The sequence below is a fragment of the Clostridium acidisoli DSM 12555 genome (assembly GCF_900176305.1).
Lineage (GTDB): Bacteria > Bacillota > Clostridia > Clostridiales > Clostridiaceae > Clostridium_I > Clostridium_I acidisoli.
On record NZ_FWXH01000004.1, the window covers coordinates 163,453 to 179,562 of the forward strand.

Annotated in this window: 18 protein-coding genes; 14 read left to right on the forward strand and 4 right to left on the reverse strand. The window is 31.0% G+C overall.

Annotated features, from left to right (window positions below; translation table 11 throughout):
- Positions 1-376: 376 nt before the first annotated feature.
- The 12 genes from B8978_RS08645 to B8978_RS08700 all read left to right on the forward strand — a co-directional run bounded on the left by B8978_RS08645 (position 377) and on the right by B8978_RS08700 (position 11,616).
- Positions 377-847 (forward strand): NanQ anomerase/TabA/YiaL family protein, encoded by a 471-nt coding sequence (locus B8978_RS08645; protein WP_084115250.1) that lies wholly within the window; start codon positions 377-379, stop codon positions 845-847.
- Positions 848-860: 13 nt separating this feature from the next.
- Positions 861-1,874, forward strand: coding sequence for a zinc-binding alcohol dehydrogenase family protein (locus B8978_RS08650; protein WP_084115251.1), 1,014 nt, complete (start codon positions 861-863; stop codon positions 1,872-1,874).
- Between the two features lie 33 nt (positions 1,875-1,907).
- Positions 1,908-2,954, forward strand: coding sequence for a mannonate dehydratase (gene uxuA, locus B8978_RS08655; protein ID WP_084115252.1), 1,047 nt, complete (start codon positions 1,908-1,910; stop codon positions 2,952-2,954).
- A gap of 31 nt (positions 2,955-2,985) precedes the next feature.
- Positions 2,986-3,843 (forward strand): SDR family oxidoreductase, encoded by an 858-nt coding sequence (locus B8978_RS08660; RefSeq protein WP_084115253.1) that lies wholly within the window; start codon positions 2,986-2,988, stop codon positions 3,841-3,843.
- Positions 3,844-4,056: 213 nt separating this feature from the next.
- Positions 4,057-5,364 (forward strand): MFS transporter, encoded by a 1,308-nt coding sequence (locus B8978_RS08665; protein WP_084115254.1) that lies wholly within the window; start codon positions 4,057-4,059, stop codon positions 5,362-5,364.
- A 122-nt stretch (positions 5,365-5,486) separates the two neighbouring features.
- Complete coding sequence (locus B8978_RS08670) at positions 5,487-5,957, forward strand: NanQ anomerase/TabA/YiaL family protein (RefSeq protein WP_084115255.1); 471 nt, start codon at positions 5,487-5,489, stop codon at positions 5,955-5,957.
- A gap of 56 nt (positions 5,958-6,013) precedes the next feature.
- The gene (gene yiaK, locus B8978_RS08675; protein ID WP_084115256.1) at positions 6,014-7,018 is read left to right on the forward strand and encodes a 3-dehydro-L-gulonate 2-dehydrogenase; all 1,005 of its coding nucleotides are present in this window, start codon (positions 6,014-6,016) and stop codon (positions 7,016-7,018) included.
- Positions 7,019-7,290: 272 nt separating this feature from the next.
- Positions 7,291-8,142 (forward strand): sulfide/dihydroorotate dehydrogenase-like FAD/NAD-binding protein, encoded by an 852-nt coding sequence (locus tag B8978_RS08680; protein WP_084115257.1) that lies wholly within the window; start codon positions 7,291-7,293, stop codon positions 8,140-8,142.
- 2 nt (positions 8,143-8,144) lie between these two features.
- A complete protein-coding gene (gltA, locus tag B8978_RS08685; RefSeq protein WP_084115258.1) occupies positions 8,145-9,533 on the forward strand; it encodes an NADPH-dependent glutamate synthase in 1,389 nt (462 codons plus the stop codon).
- A gap of 14 nt (positions 9,534-9,547) precedes the next feature.
- A complete protein-coding gene (locus B8978_RS08690) occupies positions 9,548-9,955 on the forward strand; it encodes a C-GCAxxG-C-C family (seleno)protein (protein ID WP_084115259.1) in 408 nt (135 codons plus the stop codon).
- A 58-nt stretch (positions 9,956-10,013) separates the two neighbouring features.
- Entirely contained in the window at positions 10,014-10,892 is an 879-nt protein-coding gene (locus tag B8978_RS08695) for a DNA-3-methyladenine glycosylase family protein (RefSeq protein WP_084115260.1), read from the forward strand.
- Between the two features lie 205 nt (positions 10,893-11,097).
- The gene (locus B8978_RS08700) at positions 11,098-11,616 is read left to right on the forward strand and encodes a GNAT family N-acetyltransferase (protein ID WP_084115261.1); all 519 of its coding nucleotides are present in this window, start codon (positions 11,098-11,100) and stop codon (positions 11,614-11,616) included.
- Positions 11,617-11,761: 145 nt separating this feature from the next.
- Here the strand turns inward: B8978_RS08700 and B8978_RS08705 are convergent, their stop codons facing one another.
- The 4 genes from B8978_RS08705 to B8978_RS08720 all read right to left on the reverse strand — a co-directional run bounded on the left by B8978_RS08705 (position 11,762) and on the right by B8978_RS08720 (position 14,363).
- Positions 11,762-12,010, reverse strand: coding sequence for a DUF5808 domain-containing protein (locus tag B8978_RS08705; protein ID WP_084115262.1), 249 nt, complete (start codon positions 12,008-12,010; stop codon positions 11,762-11,764).
- Positions 12,011-12,135: 125 nt separating this feature from the next.
- On the reverse strand, positions 12,136-12,996 hold the full coding sequence (locus tag B8978_RS08710; protein ID WP_084115263.1) for a polysaccharide deacetylase family protein: 861 nt from the start codon (positions 12,994-12,996) through the stop codon (positions 12,136-12,138).
- Positions 12,997-13,101: 105 nt separating this feature from the next.
- The gene (locus B8978_RS08715; protein ID WP_084115264.1) at positions 13,102-13,911 is read right to left on the reverse strand and encodes a C40 family peptidase; all 810 of its coding nucleotides are present in this window, start codon (positions 13,909-13,911) and stop codon (positions 13,102-13,104) included.
- Between the two features lie 119 nt (positions 13,912-14,030).
- Positions 14,031-14,363 carry a winged helix-turn-helix transcriptional regulator gene (locus B8978_RS08720; RefSeq protein WP_084115265.1) on the reverse strand — a complete coding sequence of 111 codons (333 nt, stop codon included), beginning with the start codon at positions 14,361-14,363 and terminating at the stop codon, positions 14,031-14,033.
- A 128-nt stretch (positions 14,364-14,491) separates the two neighbouring features.
- Between B8978_RS08720 and B8978_RS08725 the strand changes: the two genes are divergently transcribed.
- Positions 14,492-14,887, forward strand: coding sequence for a pyridoxamine 5'-phosphate oxidase family protein (locus tag B8978_RS08725; RefSeq protein WP_084115266.1), 396 nt, complete (start codon positions 14,492-14,494; stop codon positions 14,885-14,887).
- Positions 14,888-15,096: 209 nt separating this feature from the next.
- A complete protein-coding gene (locus B8978_RS08730) occupies positions 15,097-16,059 on the forward strand; it encodes a N(5)-(carboxyethyl)ornithine synthase (RefSeq protein ID WP_176212650.1) in 963 nt (320 codons plus the stop codon).
- The last annotated feature ends 51 nt before the right edge of the window (positions 16,060-16,110 follow it).

The following is a 16,110-nucleotide window of genomic DNA, read 5'->3' on the forward strand; positions in this document are numbered from 1 at the left end:
AATCTGATATTATACATATAATCATCATAACAAGTGATTAAAAATTAAAATTTTAAAATTGTTTATTATTAGGATAAATTAATTATATTTATTAATTTGAACAATGTCAAATTAATAACAAACTATATGTATATCAATGCTCCTGGAGGAGTAATGACTGGAATACAATACATGAACAAATTAACTATATTAATAAAAAACATACATATAATGTGTGAATTTAAAACAAAATTTTATAAAAATAAATATTGAAATCTTTTAAAAAGTATAATATAATAAAATCATAGAAATTGAAAGCGCTTTCAATTTCTGCAGTTTACTTTAGGTAAATGAAAATTACTATTAAAATCAATAGGAGTCTAGGAGGTTTAAAATTATGATATTCGGTGATATAAATAATCTTAATGATATGGAAAAAGTTCTTCCTAAAGTTATAAGTAAGGCGATTAACTATTTAAGAAATAATAATTTTATGGATATGAAAACAGGAGTTTATAAAATTGAAGGTAAAGACATATATGCACAAGTAATAGATGCTACAACAAGGGAAAAGGATGATGTAAAACCTGAAGTCCATAGAAAGTACATTGATGTACAATTTTCAGTGGAAGGTAAAGAAAAAATAGGCTTTGCCAGAGATACTGGTAATAACAAAATTTCTGAGGATTTAATAAAAGAAAAAGATATTAAGTTTTATGAAAATGTAGAAAACGAAATAGATTTAATAATGAAAGCAGGCGACTTTGCTGTGTTTTTTCCAAATGATGTTCATAGACCGGCGTGTGCATTAGGAGAAAAAGGCACAATAAGAAAAGTTATTATAAAGATAAACACAGAAATAGTTTAAAGGAGGGACCTTTGTGAAAACGGTTTATCTTGAAAGTCCCAATAATATAAAAATTAGACAGATTGAAGAACCGGTAAGAAAAGAAAATGAAGCACTGATAAAAGTTAAAGTATTGGGAATATGTGGATCAGATATTGGAGCATATAGAGGAGTTAATCCGCTGGTTTCTTATCCAAGAATAATAGGACATGAAATAGCAGGTGAAATTCTAGAAATAGGACATAACAGTAAAGGCATAGAAAAAGGAGAAAGAGTTATTATAGATCCTTATATTTACTGCAGTAGATGTTATCCTTGTAGTTTGGGCAGAACGAATTGCTGTGAAGATTTAAAAGTATTAGGCGTTCATATAGATGGAGGAATGACAGAATTCTTTACCCATCCATCTGAGTTATTGTTCAAAGTTCCAGAAAATATTCCTTGGGAGCAAATACCTATGGCAGAGCCACTTACCATAGCATTGCATGCAATTCATAGGACAAAAGTAAAAAAAGAAGAGCATGTTGTTATAAATGGAGCTGGTGCCATAGGTATACTGATAGCATTATCAGCTATGGCTTATGGTGCTATTCCAATAGTTATTGATATTGTAGATGAGAGGTTAGAATTTGCAGCTAAATTGGGAATAAAAAATACTATTAATATATCAAGGCAAAATGCAGAAGAAAAAATAAGGAAGATAACAAATGGAAGAATGTCAGAAGTAGTAATTGAAGCTTCAGGTGCTAATGCTGCTATAAGAAATTCACTTGATTATGTATCCTATGCAGGAAGAATAGCACTTACAGGTTGGCCTAAAAAAGAAACAAGTATTCCAACAGATATTATAACTAAAAAGGAACTTGATATTAGGGGTGCGAGAACAAGTGCAGGTGAATTTGAAGAAGCGTTAAAGTTAATGTCTGAAGGAATTGTAGATGTAAAGCCATTAATCAGTAAAATAGTGTCTATAGATGAAGTACCAATGATTCTAAAAGCAATTTCAGATCATCCTGAAAAATACTTAAAAGTTAATGTTGTTTTATAAGTTATAATAACTAATTTTAAAGGAGGGCAAATTATGCAGATGACGTTTAGATGGTATGGCGATGATGACAAGGTAACATTAGAAAATATAAAGCAAATACCAGGTGTAACAGGAATAGTGTCCGCAATTTATGACGTACCAGTAGGTGAGGTGTGGCCTATGGAAAAAATAATAGCCTTAAAAAAGAAAATAGAGGATCGTGGGTTTAGTTTTGATACCGTAGAAAGTGTACCAGTTCATGAGGATATAAAAATGGGACTACCTACTAGAGATAAACTTATAGCTAACTACTGTGAGACTTTAAAAAATTTATCTAAAGTAGGAATAAAGGTAGTTTGTTATAATTTCATGCCAGTATTTGATTGGACTAGATCCGATTTGGATTATGAATTAGAAGATGGATCAACTGCTCTTATTTACAGGCAGGAAGATGTAGAAAAAATGGATCCTTCAAAAGGAGAATTGTCCCTTCCAGGATGGGATTCAAGCTATACAAAAGAAGAACTTAAAGGACTGCTTAAGAAGTATAAGGAAATTACGGAGGAAACTCTTTGGGGTAATTTAAAGTATTTTCTTGAAAAAATAATTCCAGTGGCAGAAGATTCAGATATTAAGATGGCAATACATCCGGACGATCCACCTTGGTCAATATTTGGACTGCCAAGAATAATAACCTGTAAAAAAAATCTTGATAGGCTTATACACTTAGTGGATAGTCCTAGTAATGGAATAACTCTTTGCTCAGGTTCACTTGGGCCTAATCCTAATAATGATATACCAGATATGATTCGTTATTTTGGAGGTAAAGGTAAAATCCATTTTGCTCATACAAGAAATGTTAAAATTACAGAACATAAGAGTTTTGAAGAAGCACCACATAGGAGTATAGATGGTTCTTTAGATATGGTTGAAATTATGAAGGCTTACCATGATGTAGGATTTGACGGTCCAATGAGGCCAGATCATGGAAGAATGATATGGGGAGAAACAGGGAGACCAGGATATGGTCTTTATGACAGAGCACTTGGAGCAGTTTACTTAAATGGAATATGGGAAACGCTAGAAAACCAAGCTAAATAAAATTATAAATTCAGAATAGGGGGAATATTTAATGGAATTACCATTTAAAATTGATTTAAATGACAAGGTTGTAGTGGTAACGGGTGCTGGTGGAGTTATATGCAGTACTTTTGCAAAAGCATTGGCACAGTGTGGTGCAAAAATAGCTATAGTAGATAGAAATGAAGAAAGAGCCAGTGCAGTGGCAAAAGAGATTAATGAGAGTGGAGGCATAGCAATCAGCGTTCCAACTGATGTTCTTAAAATTGAAAGTCTACAAAAAGCTAAAAGTATAATAAATGAAAAGCTTGGAACATGTGATATTTTATTAAATGGTGCAGGTGGCAACAATCCTAAAGGAACCACAACTAAAGAATATCTCTTTAAGGAAGATATAGAGAACAAAAAAGATGGTGAGATAACTTTTTTTGATTTAGATGAAAAGGGAGTAGAATTTGTGTTCAATTTGAATTTCTTAGGTACTCTTCTTCCGACTCAAGTTTTTGCACGTGATATGATAGATAAAAAGGATGCAACTATAATAAATATATCTTCTATGAATGCATTTACTCCACTTACAAAAATTCCAGCTTATAGTGGCGCAAAAGCAGCTGTGTCAAACTTTACTCAGTGGCTTGCGGTACATTTTTCAAAAGTAGGAATAAGAGTAAACGCTATTGCACCAGGATTTCTAGTGACAAATCAAAACAAGGCAATGCTATTAAATCAAGATGGTAGCTATACTGAAAGATCAAAAAAAATATTAAATGCAACGCCAATGGAACGATTTGGAGAATGTGAGGAATTGCTTGGCACACTGTTATGGCTTGTAGATAATAAAGCATCAAGTTTTGTGAATGGCGTAGTTATTCCAGTAGATGGAGGATTTTCAGCTTATTCAGGTGTCTAATCTATTTTAAAACTCTAAGATTCAGAAAGTTATTTCTATTTTTACTGAATCTTAGAGCACACAATATACTTTAATTAAGTTTATATTATATTTCATGTCTATTTAAAAAAGTCTTTAAATCTTAACATCTAGTTTCATCCAATCAAAAACCATATCAAGTAAACGTTTTCTGCAAATAATTATTAATAAATTTAAAAATAGGGGTGCATAGATATGAGTGAAAATGTAAGTTCAAAAATAAATATTCCTAATAAACGATGGATACACATTATTCCACCAATTCTTTTAGTATATATAGTAGCCTTTATGGATCGTACTAATATAGGTTTTGCAATGGCAGGAGGAATGAGCAAGGAACTTGGTATGACTGCTAGTGTTTCAGGAATAGCTGCAGGTATATTTTTTGTAGGATATTTGTTTCTTCAGGTTCCAGGAGGTCAAATTGCAGAACATGGAAGTGCTAAAAAATTTATAGCTTGTACTATAGTAGTATGGGGTGTTCTTGCTATCTTATCAGGGTTTGCAAAGAATACAACTCAATTACTTGTCCTTAGATTTTTGTTAGGTGTTGCAGAAGGTGGTGTTATGCCGGCAGTACTTACAATTGTTCGTCATTGGTTTCCAAGCGAAGAACGTGGTAGAGCCACAGCTTTTGTTATAATGAATAATCCAATTGCTTCAATAATAACAGGACCACTTTCAGGATTTATTTTGTCTAAATATACGTGGCATTATGTATTTATAATAGAAGGATTAATATCACTTGCATTAATTTTAGTTTGGTTACCATTAATTAGTGACAGACCAGAAACTGCTAAGTGGATCAGTAAAGAAGAGAAAACTTATCTTGTTAAAAGATTAGAAGAAGAACAGAAGTGTTTAGATGTAACGCAGAAAAAAAAGACATCGTTAAGACAAATTATATTAAATAAAACACTATGGAAATTAATACTTATATTTTTCTTTTATCAAACAGGTGTGTACGGATACACATTATGGCTTCCAACAATTATTAAAAATTTGACTAAAACAGGTATGGGTCAAGTAGGCTTTTTATCAATATTCCCATATATAGCAACAATAATTGGACTACTTATTTTTCCTGCTATTTCAGATAAAACAATGAAGAGAAAAAAATATGTTATATTACCTCTAATAGGATTTGCAGTCTGTTTATATTTATCAGTAAGGCTTCAACAATCAATATGGATATCCTTTGCAATGCTTACTGGCTGTGGACTATTTTTACAGGCGTCTTCAGCAGTATTCATGACAATTCCACCAGCAGTATTTAGTGCAGATGTGGCTGGCGGTGCTACTGGAATTATAAATGCATTAGGCAATTTGGGAGGTTTTATAGGACCATTTTTAGTAGGATTGTTAATGCAAATGTTTAGTTATAATATGAGCATATACAGTTTGGTATTGTCTTTAGTAATTGCAATTTTAATTACAACCACATTGCCAAAAGAAAAAAATGATTGTGCGTATCAAGTTGTGCCAATAAAATTAGATGAGTGAAACAATAATTCTATTGAATGTTGAAAAATTAGTTTAAGTATAATATAATAAATGCAAGGAATGAAAGCCCTTTCATAAAGCCTGTTATAAAATTGTAATTAAAAATTTAGGGAGGTGTAATTATGGTATTTGGGAACGTTAATAATATTGATGAAATGGAAAAAACTTGTTCTAAATCAATAATTAAAGCTATTAATTATTTGAAGAACAATGATTTTGTTAATATGAAAACTGGCATATACAGTATAATGGGAGATGATATTTATGCTCAAGTAGTAGACAAGATAACAAAATCAAAATATGAAGCAAAAGCCGAAGTACACAGAAAATATATTGAAATTCAATTTTCAGTATACGGAAATGAAATAATTGGTTATGCACGAGATACAGGTCATAATATTGTGACTGAAGAATTGTTAGAAGAAAAAGATTCTATTTTTTATGATAATGTAGAAAATGAAATCGATTTAAAAATGGAACCAGGTAGTTTTGCAGTGTTTTTTCCAGAAGACGTACATAGGCCTTGGTGCGCTTATAATGAAAAATGTAAGGTTAGAAAGATTAATGTAAAGATAAATAAGGCAGTAATTTAATAATATAAGAATTAATATTAAATAATATAGCTTTATACGAGAGGAGAAATAATATTATGAGAGTTTCTTTTGAAGAGATGAAAAGTGAATTTAAGAGGGTATTGATAAAGAAAGGTTTTAGTGAAGAAAGGGCAGAGGCATCAGCACAATTATTTACTGAAACTAGCTGTGATGGAGTATATTCACATGGATATGTTAGATTTCCAAGAGTAATAGAATATATAGATAAAGGATATATAGATGTAGAAGCTGTTCCAAGTAAAATTGAAGGAATGGGAGCTTTTGAAAAGTGGGATGGAAATCTTGGAATGGGAAATTTGAATGCTAAATTTTGTATGGAAAGAGCAATTGAATTGGCAAAAGAAAATGTTATTGGATGTGTGGCATTAAAAAATACTAATCATTGGATGAGAGGAGGAAGTTATGGCTGGCAGGCAGCTGATGCAGATTGTATTGGAATCTGTTGGACAAATACTCTTCCTAACATGCCAGCTTGGGGTGGAAAGGATAGGAGAATAGGAAATAATCCACTTATATTATCTGTACCAAGAGAAAATGGTCACGTAGTTGTAGATTTAGCCATGGCTCAATTCTCCTATGGTAAAATTGAGGTGACTAAATTGAAAAATGAGCAGTTACCAGTACCCGGTGGCTATGATTCTGATGGAAATATTACAAGCGATCCAGCAGAAATTGAAAAAACTTGGAGGGTTTTACCAATGGGTTATTGGAAGGGATCAGGTCTTTCAATATTATTGGACTTAATAGCAACTACCCTGTCTAGCGGAAACTCGTCTTATGATGTAGGTAAAATTGATGGAATAGCCGAATATAAACTTTCTCAAATATTCATTGCTATTGATGTTAAAAAAGTATCAGACAAAGATTTTATACAAAAAGCTGTAGATGAAGTGGTTGATAATGTTAAAGCATCAGAAAGAGTTGAGGATAATGGTGAAATTTTTTATCCAGGTGAGAGAACATTAAATACTAGAAAGAAAAATCTAGAATATGGAATACCTGTGGATGAAAACATATGGGCAACAATAAAAAATATGTAAATACAATACTGAGTCATTTATATTACAATTTAGTACAATTTAATATTTATTAAGTAAGAGTGAGAGAGGGGAATTTTAATTAGTTCTTCTTTCTTACTTTTAATTAACAAATTGGGAAGGATTATGTATTACACAGCATAAACTTTGGTTTGACTAAACATAAAATAATGTTTTATAATTGACTAAAAATCATTTTGTTTAAATGAAGGTTATTATGATACAAAGTGAATAAATATGCATTGCTATATAAATTTATATGTGTGGAGGGTTATATGTTTAAAATAATTAATAAAATAAATGTAACAGGTGATGTATACATAATTGAGGTAGAGGCACCAAGAGTTGCAAAGTCAATATTACCAGGTCAATTTGTAATTATAAGAGCAGATGAAAAAGGAGAAAGAACACCTTTTCCAGTATGTGACTTTGATACTAACAAAGGAACGGTTAGTGTGGTCTTTAAGGCTATAGGAAGCACAGCTATGGAACTCTTAAAGCTAGAGGCTAATGACACAATAATGAACATTCTAGGACCGATAGGACAGGGGTCTTGTATAGTATCAAAGGATAGTGACAATTTGAAAAATGTTCTTTTTGTTGCAGATGATTTAGGTTTTGCAAGAATTTACCCTGAACTTTTGTGGCTTAATAAAAAAGATATAGCAAGTGATGTTATAATAAACTTTCAAAGTAGTGAAGAAATAAAATTTAAAGAAAAAATAGTAGAGGTTTCAAGAGAACTAATAGAAGTGAAAGATGACATTATAGATGAATTAAAGAAAACTTTGAATAAAGGCGTAGAATATGATTTAGTAATAGCAATGGGTTCTACAGAGATGATGAGAGAAGTTTCCCTAATTACAAAAGAACATAATATAAAAACCATAGTTAGTCTCACAACATTAATACTTGATGGAACTGGCATGTGTGGAGCATGTAGAATCACCGCTAATGGCGATGTTAAATTTGTGTGCCAAGATGGACCAGAATTTGACGCATGGACTATTGACTATGAAGAAGTTCTAAGAAGGCAGAAATTTTATTCTTCATTTGAAGCCAAAGAAAAATACAGAAGAGAAAATGATAAAAAGAATGAAGCAGCTGCAGGATTGGAGGTAGAATAATTATGGATAGAATGAAGAGAACTCCTGTGCGTGAGCAGGATGTGGACAAAAGGATAAAAAATTTTAATGAGGTTTCTCTTGGATATAATGAAGATGAAGCTATTGAAGAGGCAAATAGATGTCTTCAATGTAAGAAACCTATGTGTGTTGGAAAATGTCCTGTAAATAATAAAATACCAAGTTTCATTAAGGAAATAAAAGAAAGAAATTTTGAAGGTGCTGCTAAAATTATAGCTGAGACTAGTACACTTCCAGCAATTTGTGGAAGAGTATGCCCACAGGAACTCCAATGTGAAGGTGGTTGTGTGCTTGGAATAAAAGGTCAACCTATATCAATTGGAAATTTAGAAAGATTTGTTGCTGATTGGTGTAGAGAGAATGACATTGATTTTAGCACTAAGGCAAAAAGCAATGGCAAAAAGGTAGCTGTAGTTGGAAGTGGACCAGCAGGAATAACTTGTGCAGGAGATCTTGCAAAGCTTGGATATGAAGTAACCATATTTGAAGCTTTACACGAACCGGGTGGAGTTTTAACCTGGGGTATACCAGAATTTGTTCTTCCAAAGGAAACTGTAGTTAAACATGAAATAGATAATGTAAAAAAATTAGGAGTAAAACTGGAAACTGACGTGATGATAGGAAGAACACTTACTATTGACCAATTGCTTACAGATGATGGGTTTAGTGCAGTATTTGTTGGAGCTGGTGCTGCGGTACCAAATTTTATGGGAATACCAGGTGAAAATTTGAATGGAGTACTTGCGGCAAACGAATTTCTTACTAAAAATAACCTAATGAAGGATTATAGGAAAGATTACAAAACACCATTAGTTATTGGTAAAAAAGTTGCTGTTGTTGGTGGTGGAAATGTAGCCATTGATGCTGTTAGGTCCGCTATTAGACTTGGAGCTGAAGCATATCTTATATACAGAAGGTCAGAATCAGAGTTACCTGCAAGAGTTGAAGAGGTAAAATTTGCTAAAAGCGAAGGCGTTGAGTTTCATCTTCTTACAAATCCAACTGAAATATTAGGTGATGAAAATGGATGGGTAAAAGGAATAAAATGCATAAAGATGAAACTTGGAGAGCCAGATGAATCTGGTAGAAGAAGCCCTATAGCAATTGAAGGCTCAGAATTTACACTTGATGTGGATATGGTAATCATGGCCATTGGATCAAGAGCGGATAGTTTAATAAAAAACACTACTGATGGTTTAAAAGTAACAAGAAAAAATCTAATAGATGTGGATGAAGAGACAGGAAGAACGTCTAAAAAGGGTGTATATGCAGGTGGAGATATTGTTTCAGGACCTGCCACAGTAATACTTGCAATGGGTGCAGGAAAGAAAGCTGCAAAAGCAATTCACGAAGATTTAAGTTCACAAAATTAAGCGAGGTGTATCATTTGTTTTTGGAATATATTGAAAAATACTATAATAAAAAATACGATTTAAATTGTGCGGAAACTATTATTTATGCAGCAAACGAAGCCTATGACTTAAAGCTTGATAAAAACACACTAAAAACCATGTCTGCTTTTGGAGGAGGCATGGCTATTGGAGATGTATGTGGAGCAATAACAGGAGCATTAGCTGTGCTAGGTATTATGTTTACTAAGGACAGATCACATGAAAGTGACAAAGTTAAAAAATTGACTTCAGAATTTTTTAATAAGTTTAATGAAACATTAGGATTAAAAAATTGTAATGAACTAAAAGAAAAATATTTTGATGGTAATCAAAGGTGTAGTAAAATGTTGTATACTTCAGCTGAAATTTTGGAACAATTAATAAAGGAATATAAGGCAGCTTAGATTAATTATGAAACTATGAATTTATGCTAAGTGACCTAAGATGAAAAAGAGGGAAAATATGGATTTTGAGACGGTAGAAGATTTTAAGGATTATGTTGTAATAAAAAATATAAAAAATTTTGAACTCGACCATGTGTTTGAATGTGGACAGTGCTTTAGGTGGAATAAAACTGAAACCGGAAGTTTTATAGGAGTTGCTTTTGGTAGAGTAATTGAAGTTGAGAAGCAAAATAATGACTTAATTATTTATAATACTAATAAGGAAGAGTTTAATAATATTTGGTTTGAATACTTTGATTTAAATAGAGACTATACAAAAATAAAAGAAGAACTTAGTAAAGACGAACTCTTAAAAAAATCTGTGGATTTTGGAAAGGGAATAAGGATATTAAAGCAGGAACATTTTGAGCTTCTTATATCATTTATAATATCATCAAATAATAGAATTCCTATGATAAAAAGGGCAATAGCAACTATAAGTGAAAAATGGGGAGAAAAGATAAAATACAAAGATAAAGTATATTATTCTTTTCCTACAATTGAAAAACTTTATGATAAAACTATAGAAGACTTTGAAAAATGCAGTACGGGATTTAGGGCAAAATATATAGCTAATACGTGTGAAAATGTTTATAAGAACAATGGGATATTAGAACATATATTTAGTTTAAATGACGATGAATGTCATACAGAACTTCAAAAGTTTACAGGAGTAGGGCCTAAGGTTGCAGATTGTATTATGTTGTTTTCAATGCAAAAATATTCAGCGTTTCCTGTAGATGTATGGGTAAAAAGGGCAATGATGCATTTCTATGTAGCACCGGATGTATCTCTAAAAAAGATAAGAGAATTTGGAAGGGATAAGTTTGGGAATCTTTCTGGATTTGCTCAGCAATACTTGTTTTATTATGCAAGGGAAAATAATATAGAAGTGTAGGAGTCAGTACATTTAAAAAATGTTGTTCGTTTGGAAAACCGGAAATTGTTTAATAAGTAGCAGGGAGACTTATAATTTTGTAAAAATATCATGGGTTTCTCTGCTACTTATTTTTTAGTTAAGCTATGTTTTAAATCAGTATTCAAAATGGATCTATATTAGAAAAATAGGTTATAATATAGGTAGAATAATGTGGGGAACAAAAATGGGAAATAACAAAGTAAAATTAAGAACACCTAAATTTGAGGAGTTAGAATATAGAAAAAAACTTTTGTCAGATATGGAAACAATGTTTTACAATATAGGATATGGAGATAATGATGGAACAGGATGTATAGAATTTCACAAAAATGCTTGGAAAGATTGGTTTTCTCGATGGGTTAATAATGTGCCAGAAAGATATTATGGATATATTATCAATATTGACGAGAATATACCTGTTGGTGAGGTTGCTCTACGATATGTCAGTGATAAAAATTCTTTCTGTGTAAATATAATAGTCGAAGCAAAATATAGAGGAAATGGATTTAGCGAGCAAGCGTTAAGATTGTTAGTTGATACTGCTTTTAGTGAGTTAGGAGCAGATAAGGTTTTTGATGATTTCCCAAAATCAAGAATTTCGGCAGAAAAAGTGTTTAAGAAAGTTGGATTTAAAAGAGTTTCAGATGATATTGTTGAATTAACAAAACAAGATTATTTAAGAAAAACAGAGGATATAATCTAAGTCACAATTTTCTTATATTGAGTATTATAGGTAGACAAGCTCACCTATAATTTTAAAGGCTTATATTTCAACATTATATTAAAACATAGCCTTTAATTAAAATTGGGGGTGCTCCTTTATATAATGATTATAAATCTTGTCACAATTAAGAAATCTTCTTCAAAATGATTGCTCCAATAACTGCCAAAATAAAAAGCCAAGAAATTGGATTTGCCCAGTTGATTGTCCAACCGATTCCATATGTTTTTGGAACAAGAAAATTAGAGTCTTCCTTATTACAATAGAAAAAACTACCGTGTGTTTCTCTATACTCTTTAATTTCTTCGTTTGTCCATTTTCTTTTGTTCATACTTATATCGTCCCTTCTATAATTATCACTTAAAATTTTATCCATTCGCTACCATCCGTAAGACTCCTACTTATGCAAGCATTGAGTTAACGGATGCTACGCGCTGGATTTGTTCAACTAACACTTAGATGGTGTCAAAACCAAAACCCCATCTGAGTGCAAGTTTCACTTTATTCTACTGTGTCAAAACTAAAACCTTGAGATTTTAAATAATCAATTACCTGTTGAAGAGCTTGTACAGTGTTTTTCTTTGCGCCTGCATCGTGCATTAAAACTACTACCACATTCTTACCTACAGTATTTTTCTTCAATTGGTCTAATAGATATGGGACACTAGGATCTAAGCTTTCAGAATCATTAGTTTCATCATTCCAATCTATATAACGATAACCAGCTTTTGTAGCGGCATCTCTAAAAGAAGCTAATCTACCAGGATGCATCTTTCCATCAAAGGAACCTCCAGGAAATCTAACCAGTTCTGAAGTATATCTATTACCAAGTATTGATTTTAAAATTCCGTCACATTTATTTAAATCTTTAACAAAATTCTCTGGACCTTCCTTATAGTTTAATTGATGACTATAGGTATGATTTCCAATAATTTCACCATCGTCTGCTTCTTTCATAACAAGGTCAGGATATCTTTCTGCATTTGAACCTATTATAAAGAAGTTAGCTTTTATTTTGTTTTTATCTAAAATTTGTAATATTGAGGTGGTATTTATAGATGGACCATCATCAAATGTTAGATAAGCCATTTTTCTACCATCAGTTCTCTTAACATTCCATGGAGCTACTTCACCTGGTGTCATTTTCACATTTTTAGGAGGAACAATACTTTCTCTTTTACTTATAATTGAGTTTTTATGTCTTTCATGGTGACTTCTTTTTATATTATCATTATGTTTGTTTTTTGTAAAAACAATAAATATGGCTGTTAGTATTATAAGAATAATTAAACTAAATAATATAATTATTTTTATTCTATTTGTTAATATGTTTTTGTTCTTAGTTTTATCAAGATTCAACATAAAATTACCTCAACTTTCAAATATTCCTTATAAGCGCCTTTTTATTATAAGCCATAATATTTACCTATTCAAGTTAAGTAAATGTATATTTAATATGAACAAATATTATTGAGAAATACCTGATTGCATTAATCTTATAGGGATATATCCTTGCTTTATTAATCTACGTTTAGATCTAACATCTTCTCTTGCTAAGGGCAAAGGTTCAAATGGTATTAAGGTTTGTACATTTTGTTCATATACATTTAATTTATCACTATTTTTATTATCTGAATTGATATATAACATGATATGTCCCTCCCCCTTACCATTATCAGTAAGAAGTGCATCTCCTGGTTGTAAATCGCTCCACGAAATTTCATTAACAAATTTTCCGTCAAAATTACTACCATTCTTAACTCCATTTAATAAAGTTAAAGTAGTTTGTCTACTTATTCCCCATGCAGCACTTACGAAACCAGAACAATCATTTCCATATAACATTTTACTATTAGTAATCTTTGATAAGAAATCATTAGCTGAAGATGCTTGATCTAAATCCATGCTATAGGGTATTCCAGAATAAGTTTTACCCTTAATAAAAACGTAGAGACCATATTTATCAACTATATTGTATTTAGGAGTCCATTTAACTTCAACCATTGATTTAGCTCTATTAAGTATTTCTCTACGCTCAATATTAGAAATATTTATAGTTGAGGCTTTTATATTTAGTTTTGTAGAAGTAGCATTTTTATTATAATCAATATTATTAGTATTTAAGTGGAAAGAACTTATGGTATTAACATTACCGCTTGAATTGTTTATGTTATTTGATCCAGGCTTAATTATAATAAAAATTGCTATAGTTATTAATAACACTAAACCTATAACAGTATTTATTGCAATTTTAATAGCCTTAATTATAATTGACATTTTTAATACCCCACTTTCACATATACATTATAATTATATATATGTAACAGGATATATTTTAAATAACATTTATATTATTAACATGTTATGAACACTGTCACTTTGACATTTATTATCGCCTATTCATTTTTAAGAGATTCAATATACTTGTCTCCCCAAACTTTGAACTGTTCTAATACTGGATTGAATGCCTTTCCTAACTCAGTTAAGGAATACTCCACCTTAGGTGGAATTTCCGAATAAACATATCGACTAACTAATCCAAAGTCTTCCAGAGTTCTTAATTGTTTTGTCAATGTAGACTGAGTGATACCATCCAATCTTTTTTGAAGTTTTCCATAACGTAGTGCTCCGTAATTCAAATGATACATAATTAAAATTGACCATTTTCCTGAAAAAACCTTTTGTGCTGTAAAATATGGACATTTTCCATAAAGACTATTATTTTCCATTATATCTCCTCTTATAGTATCTATTCGATACTTACATCGTATAAAAATCGTACTTGCTATTGTAGTTGTACATGATATTATTGTTATATAATGAATTTTAACATACATATATGAGAGGAGCAATAATTATGAAAAAAGCATTAGAATTTTTAAAGGAAAGTGAAGTTTTTTATTTAGCAACTATTGAAGATGACCAGCCAAGAGTTAGACCGTTTGGAGCTGTATTTGAACATGAAGGAAAGTTATACATTGCCACAAACAATACAAAAAAATGTTTTAAGCAAATGTTACAAAATCCTAAGGTAGAAATTTCTGCTATGAATAAAAAAGGGCAATGGATTCGTGTTACTGGAGAAGTTGCAAATGATGATAGACGTGAAGTAAAAAAATTAGCACTTGATTCTATGCCATCTTTAAAATCTATGTATAATATAGATGATGGAATTTTTGCAGTTTTATACTTCACAAAAGGAACAGCTACTATTTCTTCCTTTGCTGCTGAACCTGAAACATTTTCACTATAATACATAAGTCAATACAACCTGTTAGTAGTTACAATTAAGCTATTTCAATCTCTGATATTGAAATAGCTTTTTTCGCTTTAAAAATAATCATTGATAATTATGCTTCAGGACGTAATTCATATTTTTGCAATTGCTTGTATTTTTTAGCAATATAGAGTAGCATTGAATAATACGTTGATGTTAAATGTTAACTGAGGAGTGATATTATTATGAAAAATGTTGGATTTCCAATAAACTATAAAGAAAATGAAAATAGGAGAGCGTTATTGCTGGAAAATATTAATACTATAAAGAATAAAGGAAATCTATATTTTGAAAAGGGTTACGGTGCAATCTTAGGTGTAAAGGATGAAGAATTCATAAAAGAAGGAGCTCACATTGAAGAAAGAGGAGAAATATTAAAAAAAGATATTATTTGTGATGCTAAGGCTGGAGATTCTGATTATATAGATGGATTAACTGATGGTCAAATTGTATTTGGGTGGATACATGCAGTACAGAATAGAGATATAACGGACAAATTTATAAATAACAAGCTAACGGGTATAGCCTGGGAGGAAATGTTTGAAGAAGGTAGACATGTTTTTTGGAGAAACAATGAATTGGCAGGGAAAGCAGCTATATATCATGCATTTCTTCTATATGGGAAATTACCACAAGATACTAAGGTTGCGATATTAGGTAGGGGAAACGTTGCAATAGGTGCATATAAGATGCTTACGGCTCTTGGGTCAGATGTTACAGTTTATAGTAGAAAGACTGAAAAACTTTTTAATAAAGAAATTGGTGAGTATGATGTGTTAGTTAATGCAATTACATGGGACACTGATCGTAAAGATCATATCATTTATAAAGAAGATTTGAAAAGAATGAAAAGGGATTCTATGATAATAGACATTAGTTGTGATGCAAATAGCGGAATAGAGACAAGCAAACTAACTTCTATTGATAATCCAATATATTTTGTAAATGGTGTTTTGCATTATGTTGTTGATCATACACCATCACTATTTTATAAATCCGCATCAAAATCTATAAGTAGAGAAGTGTGTAAATACTTAGATTATATTATCGAGGGTAGACAAAAAGAAACATATATTCTGAAAAATGCCATTATTATTGATGATGGTAAACTTATTGATAATAAAATAAAGCTATTTCAAGGAAGATAAATAATTCGAGGAATTCAGATGTACTATCTTAAATTTCTACATTAATATATA

Coding starts and splice junctions, on each gene's coding strand:
- B8978_RS08645 (WP_084115250.1), top strand. CDS start 377: ATGATATTCGGTGATATAAATAATCTTAATGATATGGAAAAAGTTCTT.
- uxuA (WP_084115252.1), top strand. CDS start 1,908: ATGCAGATGACGTTTAGATGGTATGGCGATGATGACAAGGTAACATTA.
- B8978_RS08660 (WP_084115253.1), top strand. CDS start 2,986: ATGGAATTACCATTTAAAATTGATTTAAATGACAAGGTTGTAGTGGTA.
- B8978_RS08665 (WP_084115254.1), top strand. CDS start 4,057: ATGAGTGAAAATGTAAGTTCAAAAATAAATATTCCTAATAAACGATGG.
- B8978_RS08670 (WP_084115255.1), top strand. CDS start 5,487: ATGGTATTTGGGAACGTTAATAATATTGATGAAATGGAAAAAACTTGT.
- yiaK (WP_084115256.1), top strand. CDS start 6,014: ATGAGAGTTTCTTTTGAAGAGATGAAAAGTGAATTTAAGAGGGTATTG.
- B8978_RS08680 (WP_084115257.1), top strand. CDS start 7,291: ATGTTTAAAATAATTAATAAAATAAATGTAACAGGTGATGTATACATA.
- gltA (WP_084115258.1), top strand. CDS start 8,145: ATGGATAGAATGAAGAGAACTCCTGTGCGTGAGCAGGATGTGGACAAA.
- B8978_RS08695 (WP_084115260.1), top strand. CDS start 10,014: ATGGATTTTGAGACGGTAGAAGATTTTAAGGATTATGTTGTAATAAAA.
- B8978_RS08700 (WP_084115261.1), top strand. CDS start 11,098: ATGGGAAATAACAAAGTAAAATTAAGAACACCTAAATTTGAGGAGTTA.
- B8978_RS08705 (WP_084115262.1), bottom strand. CDS start 12,010: ATGGATAAAATTTTAAGTGATAATTATAGAAGGGACGATATAAGTATG.
- B8978_RS08710 (WP_084115263.1), bottom strand. CDS start 12,996: ATGTTGAATCTTGATAAAACTAAGAACAAAAACATATTAACAAATAGA.
- B8978_RS08715 (WP_084115264.1), bottom strand. CDS start 13,911: ATGTCAATTATAATTAAGGCTATTAAAATTGCAATAAATACTGTTATA.
- B8978_RS08720 (WP_084115265.1), bottom strand. CDS start 14,363: ATGGAAAATAATAGTCTTTATGGAAAATGTCCATATTTTACAGCACAA.
- B8978_RS08725 (WP_084115266.1), top strand. CDS start 14,492: ATGAAAAAAGCATTAGAATTTTTAAAGGAAAGTGAAGTTTTTTATTTA.
- B8978_RS08730 (WP_176212650.1), top strand. CDS start 15,097: ATGAAAAATGTTGGATTTCCAATAAACTATAAAGAAAATGAAAATAGG.